This window comes from Candidatus Tremblayella princeps (assembly GCF_900080145.1).
This window is the reverse complement of record NZ_FLRF01000003.1, coordinates 58,853-75,297: the sequence shown is the minus strand read 5'-3', so window position 1 is coordinate 75,297 and position 16,445 is coordinate 58,853. Positions and strand designations below refer to the sequence as shown.

At 56.8% G+C, this 16,445-nt stretch carries 12 protein-coding genes, 1 tRNA gene, 1 rRNA gene and 2 pseudogenes; all 16 read left to right on the top strand.

Going from position 1 to position 16,445, the window contains the following annotated elements:
* Positions 1-994, top strand: a 23S ribosomal RNA gene (locus BC380_RS00970); the annotation flags it as partial.
* 25 nt (positions 995-1,019) lie between these two features.
* Positions 1,020-1,373: a 16S rRNA (cytosine(1402)-N(4))-methyltransferase gene (mraW, locus tag BC380_RS00965; protein ID WP_075047763.1), complete on the top strand. Its 354-nt coding sequence runs from the start codon at positions 1,020-1,022 to the stop codon at positions 1,371-1,373.
* Between the two features lie 198 nt (positions 1,374-1,571).
* Positions 1,572-1,643: transfer RNA gene (locus tag BC380_RS00960), tRNA-Gly, on the top strand.
* Between the two features lie 63 nt (positions 1,644-1,706).
* The gene (gene rplK / locus BC380_RS00955; protein ID WP_075047762.1) at positions 1,707-2,123 is read left to right on the top strand and encodes a 50S ribosomal protein L11; all 417 of its coding nucleotides are present in this window, start codon (positions 1,707-1,709) and stop codon (positions 2,121-2,123) included.
* Positions 2,124-2,173: 50 nt separating this feature from the next.
* Positions 2,174-2,689 carry a 50S ribosomal protein L10 gene (gene rplJ / locus BC380_RS01365; protein WP_075047761.1) on the top strand — a complete coding sequence of 172 codons (516 nt, stop codon included), beginning with the start codon at positions 2,174-2,176 and terminating at the stop codon, positions 2,687-2,689.
* A complete protein-coding gene (rplL, locus tag BC380_RS00945) occupies positions 2,671-3,036 on the top strand; it encodes a 50S ribosomal protein L7/L12 (protein ID WP_075047760.1) in 366 nt (121 codons plus the stop codon). The genes rplJ and rplL overlap by 19 nt, the downstream gene beginning before the upstream one ends.
* Entirely contained in the window at positions 3,033-6,908 is a 3,876-nt protein-coding gene (gene rpoB, locus BC380_RS00940; protein WP_075047759.1) for a DNA-directed RNA polymerase subunit beta, read from the top strand. Before rplL ends, rpoB begins: the two co-directional genes overlap by 4 nt.
* Positions 6,905-7,867: pseudogene (locus BC380_RS01380) on the top strand (DNA-directed RNA polymerase subunit beta'); the annotation flags it as partial. The gene rpoB and the pseudogene BC380_RS01380, both read left to right, overlap by 4 nt.
* 6 nt (positions 7,868-7,873) lie before the next feature.
* Positions 7,874-10,658, top strand: a pseudogene (locus BC380_RS01375) (DNA-directed RNA polymerase subunit beta'); the annotation flags it as partial.
* 21 nt (positions 10,659-10,679) lie between these two features.
* A complete protein-coding gene (rpsL, locus tag BC380_RS01055; RefSeq protein WP_075047757.1) occupies positions 10,680-11,060 on the top strand; it encodes a 30S ribosomal protein S12 in 381 nt (126 codons plus the stop codon).
* 2 nt (positions 11,061-11,062) lie between these two features.
* Complete coding sequence (gene rpsG, locus BC380_RS00925; RefSeq protein ID WP_075047756.1) at positions 11,063-11,533, top strand: 30S ribosomal protein S7; 471 nt, start codon at positions 11,063-11,065, stop codon at positions 11,531-11,533.
* A 1-nt stretch (position 11,534) separates the two neighbouring features.
* A complete protein-coding gene (gene fusA, locus BC380_RS00920; protein ID WP_075047755.1) occupies positions 11,535-13,634 on the top strand; it encodes an elongation factor G in 2,100 nt (699 codons plus the stop codon).
* A gap of 18 nt (positions 13,635-13,652) precedes the next feature.
* Positions 13,653-14,840: an elongation factor Tu gene (gene tuf / locus BC380_RS00915; RefSeq protein ID WP_075047754.1), complete on the top strand. Its 1,188-nt coding sequence runs from the start codon at positions 13,653-13,655 to the stop codon at positions 14,838-14,840.
* A gap of 8 nt (positions 14,841-14,848) precedes the next feature.
* Positions 14,849-15,142 (top strand): 30S ribosomal protein S10, encoded by a 294-nt coding sequence (locus tag BC380_RS01350; protein ID WP_075047753.1) that lies wholly within the window; start codon positions 14,849-14,851, stop codon positions 15,140-15,142.
* A gap of 5 nt (positions 15,143-15,147) precedes the next feature.
* Entirely contained in the window at positions 15,148-15,765 is a 618-nt protein-coding gene (rplC, locus tag BC380_RS01345; protein ID WP_148702254.1) for a 50S ribosomal protein L3, read from the top strand.
* Positions 15,689-16,330, top strand: coding sequence for a 50S ribosomal protein L4 (gene rplD, locus BC380_RS01340; protein ID WP_148702253.1), 642 nt, complete (start codon positions 15,689-15,691; stop codon positions 16,328-16,330). The genes rplC and rplD overlap by 77 nt, the downstream gene beginning before the upstream one ends.
* The last annotated feature ends 115 nt before the right edge of the window (positions 16,331-16,445 follow it).

The window sequence follows — 16,445 nt, the reverse complement described above, 5'->3', positions numbered from 1 at the left end:
TAAACGGCGGCCGTAACTATAACGGTCCTAAGGTAGCGAAATTCCTTGTCGGGTAAGTTCCGACCTGCACGAATGGCGTAACGATGGCTACACTGTCTCCTCCCGAGGCCCAGCGAAATTGAAGTGGTTGTGATGATGCAATCTACCCACGGCTAGACGGAAAGACCCCGTGAACCTTTACTGCAGCTTTGTACTGAGCTTTGAGGCTGGGCGCGTAGGATATGTGGGAGACTATGAAGCAGGGCAACAGCCCTGCCGAGTCGCAGGTGAAATACCACTCACCTCGCCTCAACCCTCTAACCAGCGCCATTACCTGGCGCTGGGACAGTGCATGGTAGGCAGTTTGACTGGGGCGGTCTCCTCCCAAAGCGTAACGGAGGAGCACAAAGGTACGCTAAGCACGTATGGAAAGCGTGCCGAAAGTGCAATGGCATAAGCGTGCTTGACTGCGAGACAAACGTGTCGAGCAGATGCGAAAGCAGGTCATAGTGATCCGGTGGTTCTGTATGGAAGGGCCATCGCTCAACGGATAAAAGGTACTCCGGGGATAACAGGCTTATACCGCTCGAGAGTTCTTATCGACAGCGGTGTTTGGCACCTCGATGTCGGCTCATCTCGTCCTGGGGCTGAAGTAGGTCCCAAGGGTATGGCTGTTCGCCATTTAAAGAGGTACGTGAGCTGGGTTTAAAACGTCGTGAGACAGTTTGGTCCCTATCTACCGTGGGCGCAGGATACCTGAGGGGAGCTGCTCCTAGTACGAGAGGACCGGAGTGGACAAACCTCTAGTGTGCCGGTTGTCATTTCAATGGCATCGCCGGGTAGCCACGTTTGGCAGGGATAACTGCTGAAGGCATATAAGCAGGAAGCCTACCCTAAGATTAGGTATCCCATAATTGAAGGGCCGTTCAAGACAAGAACGTTGATAGGCTGGGTGTGTAAGCGTAGCGATACGTTGAGCTGACCAGTACTAATTGCGCCCGTTAGACTTAATCCTATGTGCTATACAGTCCTGACGCGCCATGATGCTGGACCCACAGCTGACCATTCCGAACAGAAATGTGACACAGCGCGCGGCCGATGATAGTGCCGGCGTGCCCGGTGCGAAAGCAGGTTATGTCGGGACCACGGTGCGACTCGAGCACCATAGCGTAATGATGCAGGAGGTCGTGGACAACCTCCTGACCAACACATCAGGCCTGTACGTTGACGCCACTTATGGCGCCGGAGGGCATAGCACTGCTCTGCTGGGGTCCCTAGGGCCTAAGGGCAGGGTAATAGCCTTGGACTGCGACCAGAGCATAAGGTTCGCACGTACGTCCGATCCTAGGGCAGCCGCAGGTCATGCAAACTTCCTCGAGCTCGATTCGCTGTAAAATGGGGCCGGCTGTAAGGCCATTCGCTTTCGTTGGTTAGACCCCCTCCAGGCATAGCAGGACTGCAAGCGTGCTAAATGGCAGAGCATAAGCCTTCCAAGTTGAAGATAAGGGTTAGCTCCTTCGCCCGCTACGCCCTGTAGCTCAGCAGACAGAGCAGTAGATTGGACAGCAGTTCAATCTTAGCACACATTGCACAGGGATATAGTTGATGCGGCAAAACACCAGACTCCCAAACTGGTAACGAGGGTTCAAGTCCTTCTATCCCTGCACTAGGCTAGTATCACAGACACACCATAGCGTCGGTGAAAATAGCGTACGAATGGCCATATCATGCCTCAGACAAGGAGAGTTCAAGCCAAGATCAGGCTAACCTTGGAGGCCGGTAAAGCCAGTCCAGCCCCGCCTATCGGTCCCGTATTAGGGCAGAGAGGAATTAACATACAGCAGTTCTGCAAGGCCTTCAACGCTGCCACCTCAGCGATGGCAGAAGGTGTACCAGTGACTACAAGAGTCGTAGTCTACGAGGACAAGACTTTCGACATCAGCATAGGCACGGTGCCTACGGCACACTTGGTCAGGGAGGCGTTGAGAAAGGCAGGACGTGGTTTTATATCTCCCTCTGATACGGCGGACATCGCCCGTGCAAAGCTGCCATCGCTGAACACAAACAGCCTAGATTGCGCAATTAGGACCATAGCAGGCACCGTCAGATCAATGCACACAGCCATTGCAGATGCAGAGCACTAAGCATCGTCATCGGCGGCACTCTCAGTGTAAGCGATGGAGATCAAGTAATCATGAGGCTGTGTAGTAGGAAGAAGGCAGCAGTGTCTCAGGCAATGACGCTTATCAAAGGCAGCGCAGCGATAGTTCCTTCAATGTACGCCGGAATTAGCGCGGTTGACATGGCATTGGTGCGCAAGCACTGCTCTAGCTGCGGCGTTGCGTTACGAGTCATTCGTAATAAGCTGCTCATTACAGCCCTAGCTGCCACTGTGAACCGCACGGTGCTTGCACGCCTACCATGCACGCTAAGAGGCCAGCTTCTGTACGCCTTCGGACCTAGCATAGAGCGCATTGCGGGCGCCCTATCAAGCGCAAACACCAGATTCCTAGCGCCAATGTATGGAATGGAGCTCCCTGGGAGGATCGTTTCGCAGTGTGAAATTGCCGCAATAATGAAACTGCCCCCAATAGATGCGCTATGGGCAAGAGTAACGCACCTGGTAGCCTATCCAATCACGCAGCTGACCAACACGCTACGTGCAATAGCAAGCAGAGCAGAGGCACGACGATGTCGAACGATGACATAGTATCACGCATAGCGGCAATGACCGCCCTCGAGCTAAGCGATCTGGTTGCGCTACTCGAGCAGCGGTTCCAAATATCGCGCCTGGCGCAGGCACCATGCCAGCCTGGCTCCAAGTCTGACGAAGCAGAGCCTGATAGAAGAAACCGCAAGGTTTTCCTAACCAACGCAGGCTCAAATAAGATAGCAGTAATAAGGGCAGTAAGGGATGTCACCAAGCTTGGTCTAAAGGAGTCTAAGGGGCTAGTGGACAGCGTGCCGTCCCTTGTCGCAGAGGGCCTATCAGCAGATGAAGCCGAAGAGATCAGGTCCAAGGTAGAGGCTGCAGGCGCAAGGGCAGAGGTAAGGTGACGCTAAAGCACACTGCATGGAGCCTAAGGCTTGCACCCTACGCCCCATCGTCGCCATCCCCCGACCTCCTTGGTGTCCAGAGGTCTGCATTCCATAGGCTAACGCAGCACAGCACCCATCCCTCAGCCAGATATCCTTATGGCCTACAGCGTTTGCTATTCTCCATGTTCCCTATGATGTCACACGATGGGGCTGCGCTCATAGAGCTCGTCAAATACACAATCGGCAAACCATGCACGCCAGATGCGGAGTGCTTACGCTGTGGGCTGACATACTCAGCTCCGCTCACGCTCACGCTGAAAATAACCTCCCGCACACCTTCCAATGACGGCACGTGGAACGTTAGGTATGCCAGGTCTCACCAAGTATACCTTGGCGACATGCCAATAATGACCCGCAAGGGCAGCTTCATCGTACGCGGTTCCGAACGAACACACCTGGTAGCCCAATCGCGTACACCAGGACTGTTTTTCGTCCCTTCTTTTACCTATTATAGGGACGATACCCCTGCAGTTTGCAGCCTTAGGATCCAACCACATAGAGGCACGTGGTTGGACCTAGCCATACAGGATGGCGCAGTGCTTTTCAGGCTCAACGCGGGTGCTTCCATGCCAGCAACAATTCTCCTCAAGGGCTTTGGTGCTACGACAGAAGCAATTGCATGCATGCTAACGCCAAGGGCAGGCCTTGCCATAAGCCCAGGTTGCGCAAGCATTGCTCTAGAAAAGTCTGACATAGCTTTCGATGTGCAGCACTTCGACACAAGGCTAGGCCATGCGCGCTTTGCACGTAGACTAGCAAAGTGGAGAGGCAGCCTGGCGGTGCGTCCTCTCCACATTGAAGATGCTGACGTTGTTAATCAATTCCAGCTTGCTAGCACGGCATGCCTCGGAGGCCGCACAATAGCAAGCGGCACACTGCTATCGCAGAGGGTTATGTCAATGGCTAGGGCAGATAGAGAATCTTACATGGCAATCTTAAACCGGTGCCACCATGGAGCCTACCTGCGCCACATAGGACGGACTCTGAGCATGGACAGGACGGTAGACCCGCACGATGCAAGGGCGTGCATCGCAGGGAACATCGGCAAAATGCGCCACCTGGACCCAGCCGAGGCGCACAGCATATTTCAAGGCATCATGGAGAGCGCATACTGCCTCACGCCATGCGGGCGAAACCAACTCAACGCCAGAACAGGAAGGCACCTAAGCACAGGCGGGGACACGTTGGACGCACGCGACATAGCGCTTTCAGTAAAGCTTCTAATCAACGCAGCAAGGCGTAACGAGCGCCCTGACGACGTGGATGACATGAGTAACCGCAAGGCTAGAGATGCTTGCGATGCGCTGTGCGATGCGCTCAGGCCGGCGTTCCTGGGATTGGAGCGCCGGCTAAGGTCCTATGCAGCGAACAGTAGGCCAGGTGAGGCCATTGCAATCCTCCTAGGAATGCATGCAGTCACGCACCAAGCCTACGACGAGCTAACAAACTCCCGACTAGCACAGCCACTCGATCAAACTAATCCACTTGCTGAGGTTACGCACAAACGCCGCGTTGCCATAATTGCAGGTAGCAAGAGCTGCCCACGTCGGGCACCTCTGGAAGCACGCGACGTGCATGCAACCCACTACGGCAGACTATGCCCGGTAGAGACGCCAGAGGGGCAGAACATAGGCCTAATTGCCTCTCTAGCAGCGTGTGCCAGGATCGATGCACAAGGCACGATCCTGGCGCCGTATCTTGCAATAAGACGAAATGCCGCAAGGGCCTTGGCGCGGTACATTTCTCCGCAGGAGGAGGTGGGTGCGATGTCAGCACCCTCAGCAATAGTGCCGCACACTAGGCGCAGGGCCATCATGGCACGCATTGGGCACGGGGTCGCAATGGTACACCCATCGGAGGTTCGACTCGTAGATGGTGCGAACGAAATGCCTCTATCTGCAGCAACTGCTACGATCCCATTCCTAGAGCACAACGACGCATGCCGAGCTCTTATGGGCTCTAACATGCAGCGACAGGCAGTCCCATGCTGCTATCCACGGCAGCCGCGCATACATACTGGCATGGAGCAAGCTGTTGCGCAGCATGCCATGGTCGCGATACGCGCACGGTATGCAGGTCGCGTGGCTTACGTTGACCCGCTGCACATAGCCATAGTGCCTATATGCGAGAACCAAGGACATGCTAACACATATCGCCTAGCCCGGAACGCACGAACAAACCAGGGCACGCAGGCAGACCACAGGCCGACGGTAATTCCAGGCGCGTTCGTCCAAGCTGGCGAAGTAATAGCCGACGGCCCTGCTAGCGCAGGCGGAGTGCTGGCGCTAGGCCTGGACGTGCTGGTTGCCTTCATGCCATGGGAGGGGTACAACTATGAAGACTCAGTGGCCGTATCTGAGGCGTTACTGCGCAATGGAGCCTACACATCAATACACTTGGACGAGGTCTCTGTAGACCTGGACGGCGATGAAGGCTGTGGCACGGTGCTGTCAAGGTGCGTGCCAGGCATAACTACGGCGCAGCGCGAAAGGCTTGACGAACGCGGCATAGTGAGGGTGGGCTCGAGGGTATTCCCAGGGGATATCCTGGTTGGAATAACCTCCCCACGCCATGCCTGCATGGCACAAAAGGGCAACAGTCTTCTACGCACAGCATTGGCAACTAGCGAGCAGGCCCACAGGGACTCCAGCATAAGGGCAACGCAAGGCATGACCGGCACCGTGGTATATGCCAGAATCGAGCCATGCAACCAGCCCGATGTTCATGACGATCTACCGGGGCAGTGCGCAGGCGAGCAGTCATTGCTGCTACGCATCCAGCACGGCGCGAGAGCAACGTGCCAATGGGCATCAGCGCGCGATCCTTACATCTGGTTGTCGAGCAACAGCCTAGCTGCTGCTCCCTATGCCAGGGAGCAGCACGCGGCGCCCAAAGCAGGCGAGCACCAGTATGATAAGGCAACGCGAACCATCAAGGTTGCCATAGCATCCAGAATCTATCTACAGCCAGGGGATAAGGTCTCGGGGCGGCACGGAAACAAGGGCGTCGTGTCAAAGGTTGTGCCCATGGAAGACATGCCTTACATGAAGAACGGACGCTCCGTTGACGTTATAGTAAACCCGCTTGGAGTGCCATCCAGGATGAACGTAGGGCAGCTACTAGAGACACACATAGGCCTTGCAACTATAGCGCTCGAGGCACGGGCAAACACCGCAGAGCGCCTGCTTTGCTCAGACTCAGCCTATCACGACGCTATGTGCCATGGCCTTATGGCTTGCGATGGGCGCTGCTACCCTGCATGCAGCGCGGCGGACGGAGAGCTGGCGCCGGGGCATGGAGTTACGCTTTGCACGCTGTGCCCTGCGTTCGACGGCCCTAGCGAGGCAGAGATACGCAGCATGGCTCTGGCTGCAGCAACTCAGGGCGTTAGGTTCAAGCACGGCCTACATAGGAGGCACCAGGCGATACTATACGACGGCAGGACGGGTACACAGTACGACAGGCCAGTTACAGTTGGATACATGTACTACCTAAAGCTAAACCACCTGGCAAGGAACAAGGTGCACAGCAGATCAACAGGTCCCTATTCGTCAATTACTGAGCAGCCACTGGGTGGCAAGGCGCGCCAGGGCGGCCAGCGTGTTGGAGAGATGGAGGTGTGGGCGCTAGAGGCTCATGGCGCAGCGTTCACGCTGCAGGAGATGCTGACCATAAAATCAGACGACTTAGGAGGGAGGCGTAGGGTGCACGACCACATAGCGCAGGATGTGCGGCCGCTGAGCTACGGCACGCCAGAGTCGATAGGACTCCTGGTAAGGGAGCTTAGGGCGCTGTGCGTGGACTTCGAGGCAGAGCAGGCTCTAGCATGAACGTAGCCGAGAGGTTCGTGCTAGGCTCTTTAAGAGGGGCTATGTGCGCACCATTCGACAGGGTAAAGGTCTGCATGGCGTCTCCTCTTCAGATAAGATCCTGGTCACATGGCGAGGTGTTGACTGCAGCAACAGTTAACCAAAGGAGCATGATACCCGAGGCGCACGGACTGTTTTGCACAGAGATATTCGGCCCTGCAATGGCCCATGAGTGTATGTGTGGAAGGTACGCAGGGGCACAGCACAATGGCATAATCTGCGAGTGCTGCGGGGTTGAGATATCGCCATCGTACGCAAGGAGGCTAAGGATGGGCCACATAGAGCTGGCATCTCCCGTAATGCACGCTTGGTTCTCTAGGCCCTCTTCGCCCCATGTAGGCACTATACTTGGCTTGCCGCACAGGGACGTCGTACGGATAGCAAGACGCCAGGCGTGCTTGATACGCCCGCCTGGCGTAACGCTGTGCAGGGACCTGACCATGGCATCGATGGAAGACAGCATCGCACGCCCCGTTGGCATGCAGCAGGGGCGTGCGTACTCTGGCTGTGACGGTCTTCGTAGGCTGCTTGCATCGATAAGCATGGAGCGCGAGGTGCACGACACGACGGAGCGCATAGCCTCGCCACGCTTAACTGACAGCCAGCGCGGTAGTATGATCTGCAGGCTGCGCATGCTATCGTCGCTACTGCAGTTCGGCGCCAGGCCAGAATGGATGATCCTCACGGTAATCCCTGTGCTACCCGCCGGCCTTAGGCCCATGATAAGATCCGCAGGACGTGATGCAGCCTCCTCGGACCTGAACGACCTCTACCGCGGCGTCATAAATTGCAACAACAGGCTAAGGAGGCTCATTGCACTCCGCGCCCCGCAGTCCATCGTGGCAGCCGAGCACGACCTACTGCAGAGATCTGTGGACGACCTAATCGACGGCACTGCGCGACAGCGCAACGCGCTGCAGCACTGCCGCCCAAGGTCTCTATCTGAGGCGCTGCGCGGTAAGACTGGCCGGTTCCGGCAGCACATGCTGGGGAAGAGGGTCGACTACTCGGGCAGATCGGTCATAGTTGTGGGGCCAGACCTAGGGATGCACCAGTGTGGACTACCGATTTGCATGGCGCTGGAGTTGTTCAGGCCATTCGTTGCGGGTGCGCTGATTAGGGGAGGCATGGCGGCGCAGAGGGCGAGGGCAGAGGTTTCAGCTGGGTCTACTGCGGCTGTTGCAGCGCTTAGGCATGCGATAAGGCACCATCCCGTTCTGCTCAACAGGGCGCCCACGCTGCACAGGCTTAGCGTGCAGGCATTCTACCCAACGCTGGTAGAAGGCCTGGCAATAAGGCTAAACCCACTGGTTTGCGCACCGTTCAACGCTGACTTCGATGGCGACCAGATGGCAGTGCATGTCCCTTTATCATTGGAGGCGAAGACGGAGGCAAGGATGCTACTGCTGCCCTGCAACAACCTGCTTCTACCTGCAAGCGGTTACCCATCATCTGCGCCATCGCAGGACATGGTGCTGGGGATATATTACATGACGTGCGGGCCGGAGGATGGCAACCTTTGCTCGCTGGGCATAGCAGACAGCGCAGCGTTGCAGATGGAGTCAGGGTGGTCGAGGTCTCACTCCAGAGCCATGGTAGTCGTAAGAGAGTCGCTCAGGCACAGGGGGTCGTACAGTGAGTTCTCAGTGCTGCACAACACGACGGTAGGCAGGGCATTCCTGTCCCGCGCTCTGCCTGCAGGAACGCCGTTTCATATAGTAAACCGCACTATTAGCAAGAGCGTGCTGGTAGAGGTGATGAACGAGGCTGCACGCCGTTGCGCTCCGCTATGCCTTAAGGGGATGGCGGAGTGGCTAATGGTTGCTGGGTTCAATGCAGCCACTCAAGCAGGCATTTCCCTGTGCATTGAAGACATGCGCACCCCAGTTAACAAGGGGGTGACAATTGCTTGCTCATGGCGCATGATCTCTCGACTCCACAGGTCGCACAATTCTGGTGTGCTGACATGCACAAGGCTGGATCATGCAACGACAAGGCTATGGCAGGAAACGTCGGAGCTAGTTAGCTGCATGCTGGCCTTAGAGCTGGCGAGGCAGGGCAGCAGTACTTTAGCAGCAACGAACGCCGTGCATTTAATGTCTTCTTCTGGCTCAAGGGGCTCTAAAGAGCAGGTAAAGCAGCTGTCCGGAATGCGGGGGCTTATGGTAAGGCCGGACGGCACGATATTAGGCACTCCTGTTACGTCGAGCTTCCGCGATGGTCTCAGTGCAGTGGAGTACGCCATGTCAGCGCATGGTGCTAGGAAGGGGCTTGCAGACACAGCGCTAAGGACGGCTGACTCAGGATACCTAACGCGTAGGCTCGTAGATGCATCGCACGACGTCATAATAACAGAGCTAGACTGCGGAACATGCGCGGGTGTAACTGTTGGCCAACCGCAGCTTAACAGAACAGCAGTGGATCGAGCGCTAGCATGGTGCATGGGCAGGTATACGGCATCGGACGTGCAGTCCGAGGCAGGTGGTGTGCTATATCAGCGTAACACGCCCATAACTATGGACGTACTAGAGGATTCGCTACTGCGATCTGTAGCAGGCATAGACATCAGGTCGCCGCTGCACTGCGAGTCTACGCACGGAGTGTGCGCCATGTGCTACGGGCAAGACCTTTGCACGCTGTCACGCGTTAACATGGGCGCTGCGGTTGGCGTAGTTGCTGCGCAGTCAATCGGAGAGCCAGGCACACAGCTGACCATGCGCACGTTCCACATTGGCGGCATAGCATCCTCAAGGTCGCACGACGTAATGGCGTGCCATTCAGGCGTAGTGCGATACATCCCATGCACGCATAGCGTAACGCCGCACGGAGTAAGGGTAGCCTCCGAGCACAACGGAAGCGTTCAAGTACACGACAGGCGCGGATGTAGCAGGGAGTCCCACGCCATACCCCATGGTTCCATACTTCACCATGCAGATGGTGATAAAGTTGCAGCAGGCGAAGTCCTGATATCTTGGGACGCCGTAACAACGCCCGTGGTAGCGAAGCACGACTCCCTGGCGCAAACGTGCGCAGACTGCATACGCCTAACGCGCAGCGACGGCAGTTATTGCACGGTGATGCTAAGTGCAGGTGCAGAGGTGGCCATAGGCGCGACGCAGTACGTTAGGCGTGGGCAGGTAATAGCAACAGAGCCAGCGCATGCCGAAGGTAACACAGACATAACGGGAGGGCTTGCTCGCATGGCAAGCCTGTTCGAGGCGCGTCAGGCGCCTCGTAGGCACAACGAGCCTGATGCCTCATGCTGGTTGCACGGCATCCTGCGTAGGAATGGGCCAACGGCGCTCCTTCAGCGCATGCAGGACGACGTGCAGTCTATACTCGAGCCACAGGGGGTTAGAGTTAACAACAAGCACCTGGAGATCATAGCAAGGCAGATGCTCAGGTGCGTTCGGGTGGTGCACTCAGGTGACTCCGCATTCCACGAGGGCGAGCACGTAGCAAGATCGGAGGCAGCGAGAGCGAACGTCGCACTGCGACAACAGAACAGGCGCACGGCAGCCTATGAGCACACGCTGCTCGGAATAACAAAGTCTGCACTTAGCACTGAGTCCTTCATATCAGCGGCCTCATTTCAGGAAACCACCAGGGTAATTGCCACCGCGGCGTCATGCGGTAGGCGTGACCTATTGCGTGGGCTTAAGGAGAACGTCATAGTGGGCCGCATGATACCTGCAGGGACTGGGTTCGTATTTCACGCGCACAGGAGGCTCAATGCCGACGCTGAACCAGCTAGTAAGGCAGGGGAGGAGGAGGTTCGAAGCCAGGAGCAAGAGCCCAGCACTAAGGGGATGCCCTCAGCTTCGCGGGGTGTGCACGAAGGTGTACACCACGACGCCAAAGAAGCCAAACTCAGCGCTCCGAAAAGTAGCAAAGGTACGGCTGTCAAATCGTCAGGAAGTCATATCCTACATAGGCGGCGAAGGACACAATCTACAGGAGCATTCCATGGTGCTGGTGCGCGGAGGTAGGGTGAAGGATCTGCCAGGGGTACGCTACCACATAGTCAGAGGCGCACTAGACGCTGGAGGAGTAAGGGAGCGACGTAGGTCCCGCTCCAAATACGGAGCAAAGATGCAGCGAGCAGCAGCGTAGGCATGGCCAGAAAGTGCGGTGCAGTAAGGCTGCGCGCTTGTTGCGATCCCTTGTTCGATGCGCAGGAGGTTGGCAGGCTCGTCAATCTGTTTATGGTGTCTGGCAAAAAGACGGTCGCGGCAAGGATAGTATACACTGCGCTTGCAATGCTGAGCCCAGACAGGAGCAGGTCGTACGAACTGCTAATGCAGGCGCTGCATAACATAAAACCATCAGCGGAGATCAGGACGCGCCGCTTGGGCGGAGCAAGCTACCGCGTTCCGGCTGAGATCTGCGCTCACCGCAGGATGTCCTTGGCACTAAGGTGGCTAAAGTCAGCCGCGATGCGCCGGAGGGAGAGGTATGCGCACGTCAGGCTCTACAACGAGATTCTAGACGCCCTGTGCAGGCGGGGAGGGGCAGTAAGGCAAAGGGACGAGGTGCACAGGTTAGCCCACGCGAACAGGGCATTCTCGCACAGCAGACGCGGATAGCATGGCCAAGGCAACGCAACTGGCGCACTATAGGAACATAGGCATCAGCGCTCACATAGACGCAGGCAAGACAACAACCACCGAGCGGATACTGTACTACACCGGCGTTAACCATCGGATGGGCGAGGTGCACGACGGGACGGCAACCATGGACTGGATGGAGCAGGAGCAGGAACGAGGCATAACCATAACGTCCGCTGCGACTACTACCTTCTGGAGCGGCATGGATGGCGGGAGGTGCCAACATCGCATAAACATCATAGACACGCCAGGCCACGTAGACTTCACCGCCGAGGTTGAGAGGTCAATGAGGGTTCTAGACGGAGCGTGCATGCTGTACTGCGGAGTTGGTGGAGTACAGCCACAGTCCGAGACAGTGTGGAGGCAGGCCAGGAGGTATAGCGTGCCTATGGTGTGCTTCGTGAATAAGATGGACAGGAGGGGCGCAGACTTCGACATGGTCTGCGACCAGATGCGTGACAGGCTCGGTGCAAACCCCGTGCCCATAGCGACGCCACTATACAGCGACGACGCCTTCACAGGCGTCGTCGATCTTCTGAGGATGAGGTGCATAGAGTGGAGCGACGCATCCAAGGGTACCGTGTTCAGATGCTGCCCCATACCGCAGTCCTCCATTGAGAGCTCAGTGCAGCGGAGGCGTGCTATGCTAGAGGCAATAGTCGAGCATGACGAACGTCTCATGGAGAAGTATCTTGAGGATGACGGAAGACCCATACCAGTTGATGAGCTAGTTGCATCACTGAGAATGAGTACCATCGGGTGCAAGGCTCAGCCCGTCCTGTGCGGAAGTGCCTTCAAATACAAAGGTGTGCAGTGTCTGCTGGATGCGGTCATAGACTACCTCCCATCGCCGCTAGACTGTCTGCCTGTGACTGCTGAGAGCTCTACAGGCGTTCCTGTAGAGCTAAAACCAACGGACAGCAGGTTCGTTGCGCTGGCCTTCAAAATAATGACGGACCCCTTCGTTGGACAGCTAGTGTTCTTGAGGGTGTACGCAGGTTGCATAAGCGCAGGAAGCGCTGTAGTTAATGTCACGAAGGGCAAGAGGGACAAGATAGCACGCATTCTTCAGATGCACGCTAACGCCAGGGAGGACATAGGGAGCATATCATCGGGTGACATTGCTGCGGTTGTTGGTCTGAAGGATATATCAACAGGTGATACCCTTTGCAGCCCTGGAACCGACGTTGTGCTAGAAAGAATTTCATTCCCCAGCCCTGTCATATCCCAGTCAGTGGTAGCTGCGACAAAGGAAGACCATGACAAGCTTGGCGATGTCCTTGGCAGGCTAGCCCAGGAGGACCCTTCATTCAGGATACACACAGACCAGGACACAGGTCAGACGGTCATATGCGGCATGGGGGAGTTGCACTTGGACATTATGGTGGAGCGCGTGCGACGAGAGTTCGGGGTAGATGTTAGCACAGGTAGACCTCAGGTGGCATACAAGGAGACCATAAGGTCTTCAAGCGACAGGGTAGAGGGTAGGTACGTAAAGCAGACTGGAGGGCGCGGCCAATATGGCCACGTTGTCCTAGTGGCACACCCAAACCCAGGCTGCGGGTACGAGTTCGTGGATAGGATAAAGGGTGGAGTGATTCCTAGGGAATACATACAATCAGTTAACCGAGGCATTCAGGATGCGCTCAGGGCAGGCGTCGCAGCTGGGTTCCAGGTTACGGACGTGAGAATAGAGCTGGTGTTCGGGTCGTACCACGAGGTAGACTCAAGCGAGCATGCTTTCAGGGCGGCCGGCGCCATTGCATGCAGGCGGGCTCTACAGGAAGCGTGCCCAGTGATACTCGAGCCTATAATGGCTGTGGAAGTGGAGACTCCACCGGAATACCTTGGCCCGATAGTAGGCGACGTGCTGGCACGTAGGGGCCTGGTTAAATCCACAGCACACCAGGGCTATGGCACCAAGGTCGTTCGGTCCGAGATACCACTGGCAACAATGTTTGGCTACTCTACGAGCTTAAGGTCTATGACACAGGGGAGAGCCACGTACTCAATGGAGTTCAGCAGGTACGGAGAGGTAAGACGCGAGGTGTTCGACAGGGACAGCAGCGCGCACAAATAACCCCTACCCCTTACGCCGATGGCCAAAGCAAAGTTCGAAAGGAAGAAGATACATATTAACGTGGGAACCATAGGCCACGTGGACCATGGCAAAACCACGCTGACTGCAGCAATGACTAGCGTGCTATCTAGGCATGGTTGTAGCGTGAAGAGGTACGAGGATATAGATGCCGCCCCAGAGGAACGAGCACGTGGCATTACCATAAACACGGCACACATAGAGTACGAGACTGAGACACGGCACTATGCCCACGTTGACTGCCCAGGCCATGCTGACTACGTTAAAAATATGATAACCGGCGCCGCACAGATGGACGGAGCAATCTTAGTATGCTCTGCCACCGACGGCCCAATGCCTCAGACACGTGAGCACATCCTGCTGGCAAGGCAGGTGGGCGTTCCTTATATCATCGTGTACATGAATAAGTGCGACATGGTGGAGGATAAAGAGCTTCTGGACCTGGTCGAGATGGAAATCCGGGAGCTGCTGTCAAAGTACAACTTCCCAGGAGACCGCGCCCCCGTAATAAGGGGCTCCGCAAAGCAGGCGCTCGATGGTGTTGATAGCGAGCTTGGCACTAGGTCTGTGCTAAGGCTGTCGGAGGTGCTAGACCGCTATATCCCAGAACCATCACGCCCTATAGACGGCCCATTCCTCATGCCAGTAGAGGACGTGTTCTCAATATCAGGCCGGGGCACAGTCGCTACAGGGCGCATAGAGCGCGGCACGGTAAGGATAGGCGACGAGCTTGAGGTGGTTGGACTCAGGCCCACAGCAAGGACAGTGTGTACTGGAGTGGAGATGTTCAGGAAGCTCCTGGATAATGGTCAGGCTGGGGATAACGTAGGCATTCTGCTAAGGGGCCTGAGGCGCGAGGACGTAGAGCGTGGCCAGATACTCTCCAGGCCTGGCACAATAACCCCGCACACCATGTTTGCAGCTGAAGTGTACGCCCTGACCAAGGACGAGGGAGGAAGGCACACTCCATTCTTCGCCAACTACAAGCCACAGTTCTACTTCCGCACGACAGACGTCACAGGCAGCATCGTGCTACCGAAGGGGGTCGAGATGGTTATGCCTGGCGACAATGTGCCAGTCGACGTCACTCTGATAGCCCCAGTGGCCATGGAGGAAGGACTGCGCTTCGCTATCCGCGAGGGAGGCAAGACAGTCGGCGCTGGCGTTGTAACCAAGATTATACGGTAATCCTGCGCATGAGGCTGGTGCTTAAGTCCTTCAGCCCTAGCGCCGTGCAGGACGCAGCAGCGCTCCTTGCGCGCAAAATAGCAGCAGCCTGCATTGGGAGGGTGTGCACTGTGCGCCTCCCAAGGAGGCGCCGCCGTTTCGACCTTCTACGGTCACCGCACATCGACAAGAGGGCCATGGATCAGATGGAGGTGCGCACGCACAAGATGCTCATACACATGCCTTGTCCTACAGCCAGGGCAGCAGAGGAACTAATCCGCACAGAAGTTCCTGCCGGAGTTGCTATCCGAGTGAGGCCGTAGCCACCATGCTCGGAAGCATCATGCTGGGCGTCAAGGTAGGCATGACCCGCATATCTCGCGGTAGCGGAGGCGTTGTACCTGTGACAGTCCTGGATGTGAGCTGCAACACGCCGTTGCGCAATGCGTGTCGTAGCTCGGCCAAGCGAGTCGTCCTGTATAGACGCTCTTACAGCCTGCGTCTGGCCCGGCCTCAGCTTTGCTCATGCCTTGGGCGTAACATGGAACCAGCGGCGTATGCTGGAAGGCCGACGCAGCATGGCATGGCGCAGCACGGCATACCAGCCTGCTGCAGGCCCCATGCAAAGGCTATGTTGCGAGCAGGGCAACTCGTAACAATAAGGGCAAGGTCTGTAGGCAAGGGGTTCAGTGGCGTCATGAAGAGGCACGGTTTTAGTTCTGGTAGGGCATCGCACGGTAGCTCGAAGGCCCATCGCACCCTAGGATCCACGGGAATGTCGCAGGACCCAGGCAGAGTATTCCCAGGAAAGCGAATGCCAGGGCACATGGGGTGCGAGCACTCAACGGCAAGGAACCTGATGGTAGAGCATGTTGCGCACGACTTCGTTATGGTCAGGGGCGGGATCCCAGGGCATGCAGGAAGCATCGTCGCCATATTGCCCTAGGCAAGCCCATGGCAGCCATGCCGGCTTTCCACTACTGAGGCAGGTGCTCAACGCGTACCATGCTAGCCTCAGGCCGTCATGCAGTAAGCAGAGGAGCAGGGGCGAAGTAAGCCACAGCACTCGGAAGCCATGGAGACAGAAGGGGCTAGGCAGGGCAAGGGCTGGCATGACGTCAAGCCCACTATGGAGAGGTGGTGGAAGGGCATTCCCATCCAGAACCGCCGCATCCAGGCTCGTCAGAATTAACAAGCGCATGGCGCGCCTGTCGTTGCACTTACAGATCGTAACGGCGGCGCAGCATGGACGGCTGGCTATCGTTGACGCCATGCGGCTAGCCCCCAGCAAGACAAGGGAGCTGCGGTGTGCAAGCGCACAGCCTAGCACCATGGTCGTTGTAGGCAAAAGCGAGCTATGCTACCATGCCTACAGGGCTTCCAGGAACCTCAGTGGGCTGAGCATAGTGGCACAGAGAGGCATTAGCCCAAGGGCGCTCCACTTATCGGACCGCATCGTCATAACACGCAAGGCGGCCGAAGACATAGCAACCATGCACTCACTATGCTAAACGCAGGGCTACTAAGTGCGCTACGAGCCAGGGGACGCTCTAACAAAGGCGCTAACTGGCTATCCCAAGGAGTGGCAATCACACTGCGCGCCGGTCCCATGGCCAGTGCGCTAAT

Coding starts and splice junctions, on each gene's coding strand:
- rplC (WP_148702254.1), top strand. CDS start 15,148: ATGCTCGGAAGCATCATGCTGGGCGTCAAGGTAGGCATGACCCGCATA.
- rplD (WP_148702253.1), top strand. CDS start 15,689: ATGTTGCGCACGACTTCGTTATGGTCAGGGGCGGGATCCCAGGGCATG.
- fusA (WP_075047755.1), top strand. CDS start 11,535: ATGGCCAAGGCAACGCAACTGGCGCACTATAGGAACATAGGCATCAGC.
- tuf (WP_075047754.1), top strand. CDS start 13,653: ATGGCCAAAGCAAAGTTCGAAAGGAAGAAGATACATATTAACGTGGGA.
- rplK (WP_075047762.1), top strand. CDS start 1,707: ATGCCTCAGACAAGGAGAGTTCAAGCCAAGATCAGGCTAACCTTGGAG.
- rpsL (WP_075047757.1), top strand. CDS start 10,680: ATGCCGACGCTGAACCAGCTAGTAAGGCAGGGGAGGAGGAGGTTCGAA.
- rpsG (WP_075047756.1), top strand. CDS start 11,063: ATGGCCAGAAAGTGCGGTGCAGTAAGGCTGCGCGCTTGTTGCGATCCC.
- rplL (WP_075047760.1), top strand. CDS start 2,671: ATGTCGAACGATGACATAGTATCACGCATAGCGGCAATGACCGCCCTC.
- BC380_RS01350 (WP_075047753.1), top strand. CDS start 14,849: ATGAGGCTGGTGCTTAAGTCCTTCAGCCCTAGCGCCGTGCAGGACGCA.
- mraW (WP_075047763.1), top strand. CDS start 1,020: ATGATGCTGGACCCACAGCTGACCATTCCGAACAGAAATGTGACACAG.
- rplJ (WP_075047761.1), top strand. CDS start 2,174: ATGAGGCTGTGTAGTAGGAAGAAGGCAGCAGTGTCTCAGGCAATGACG.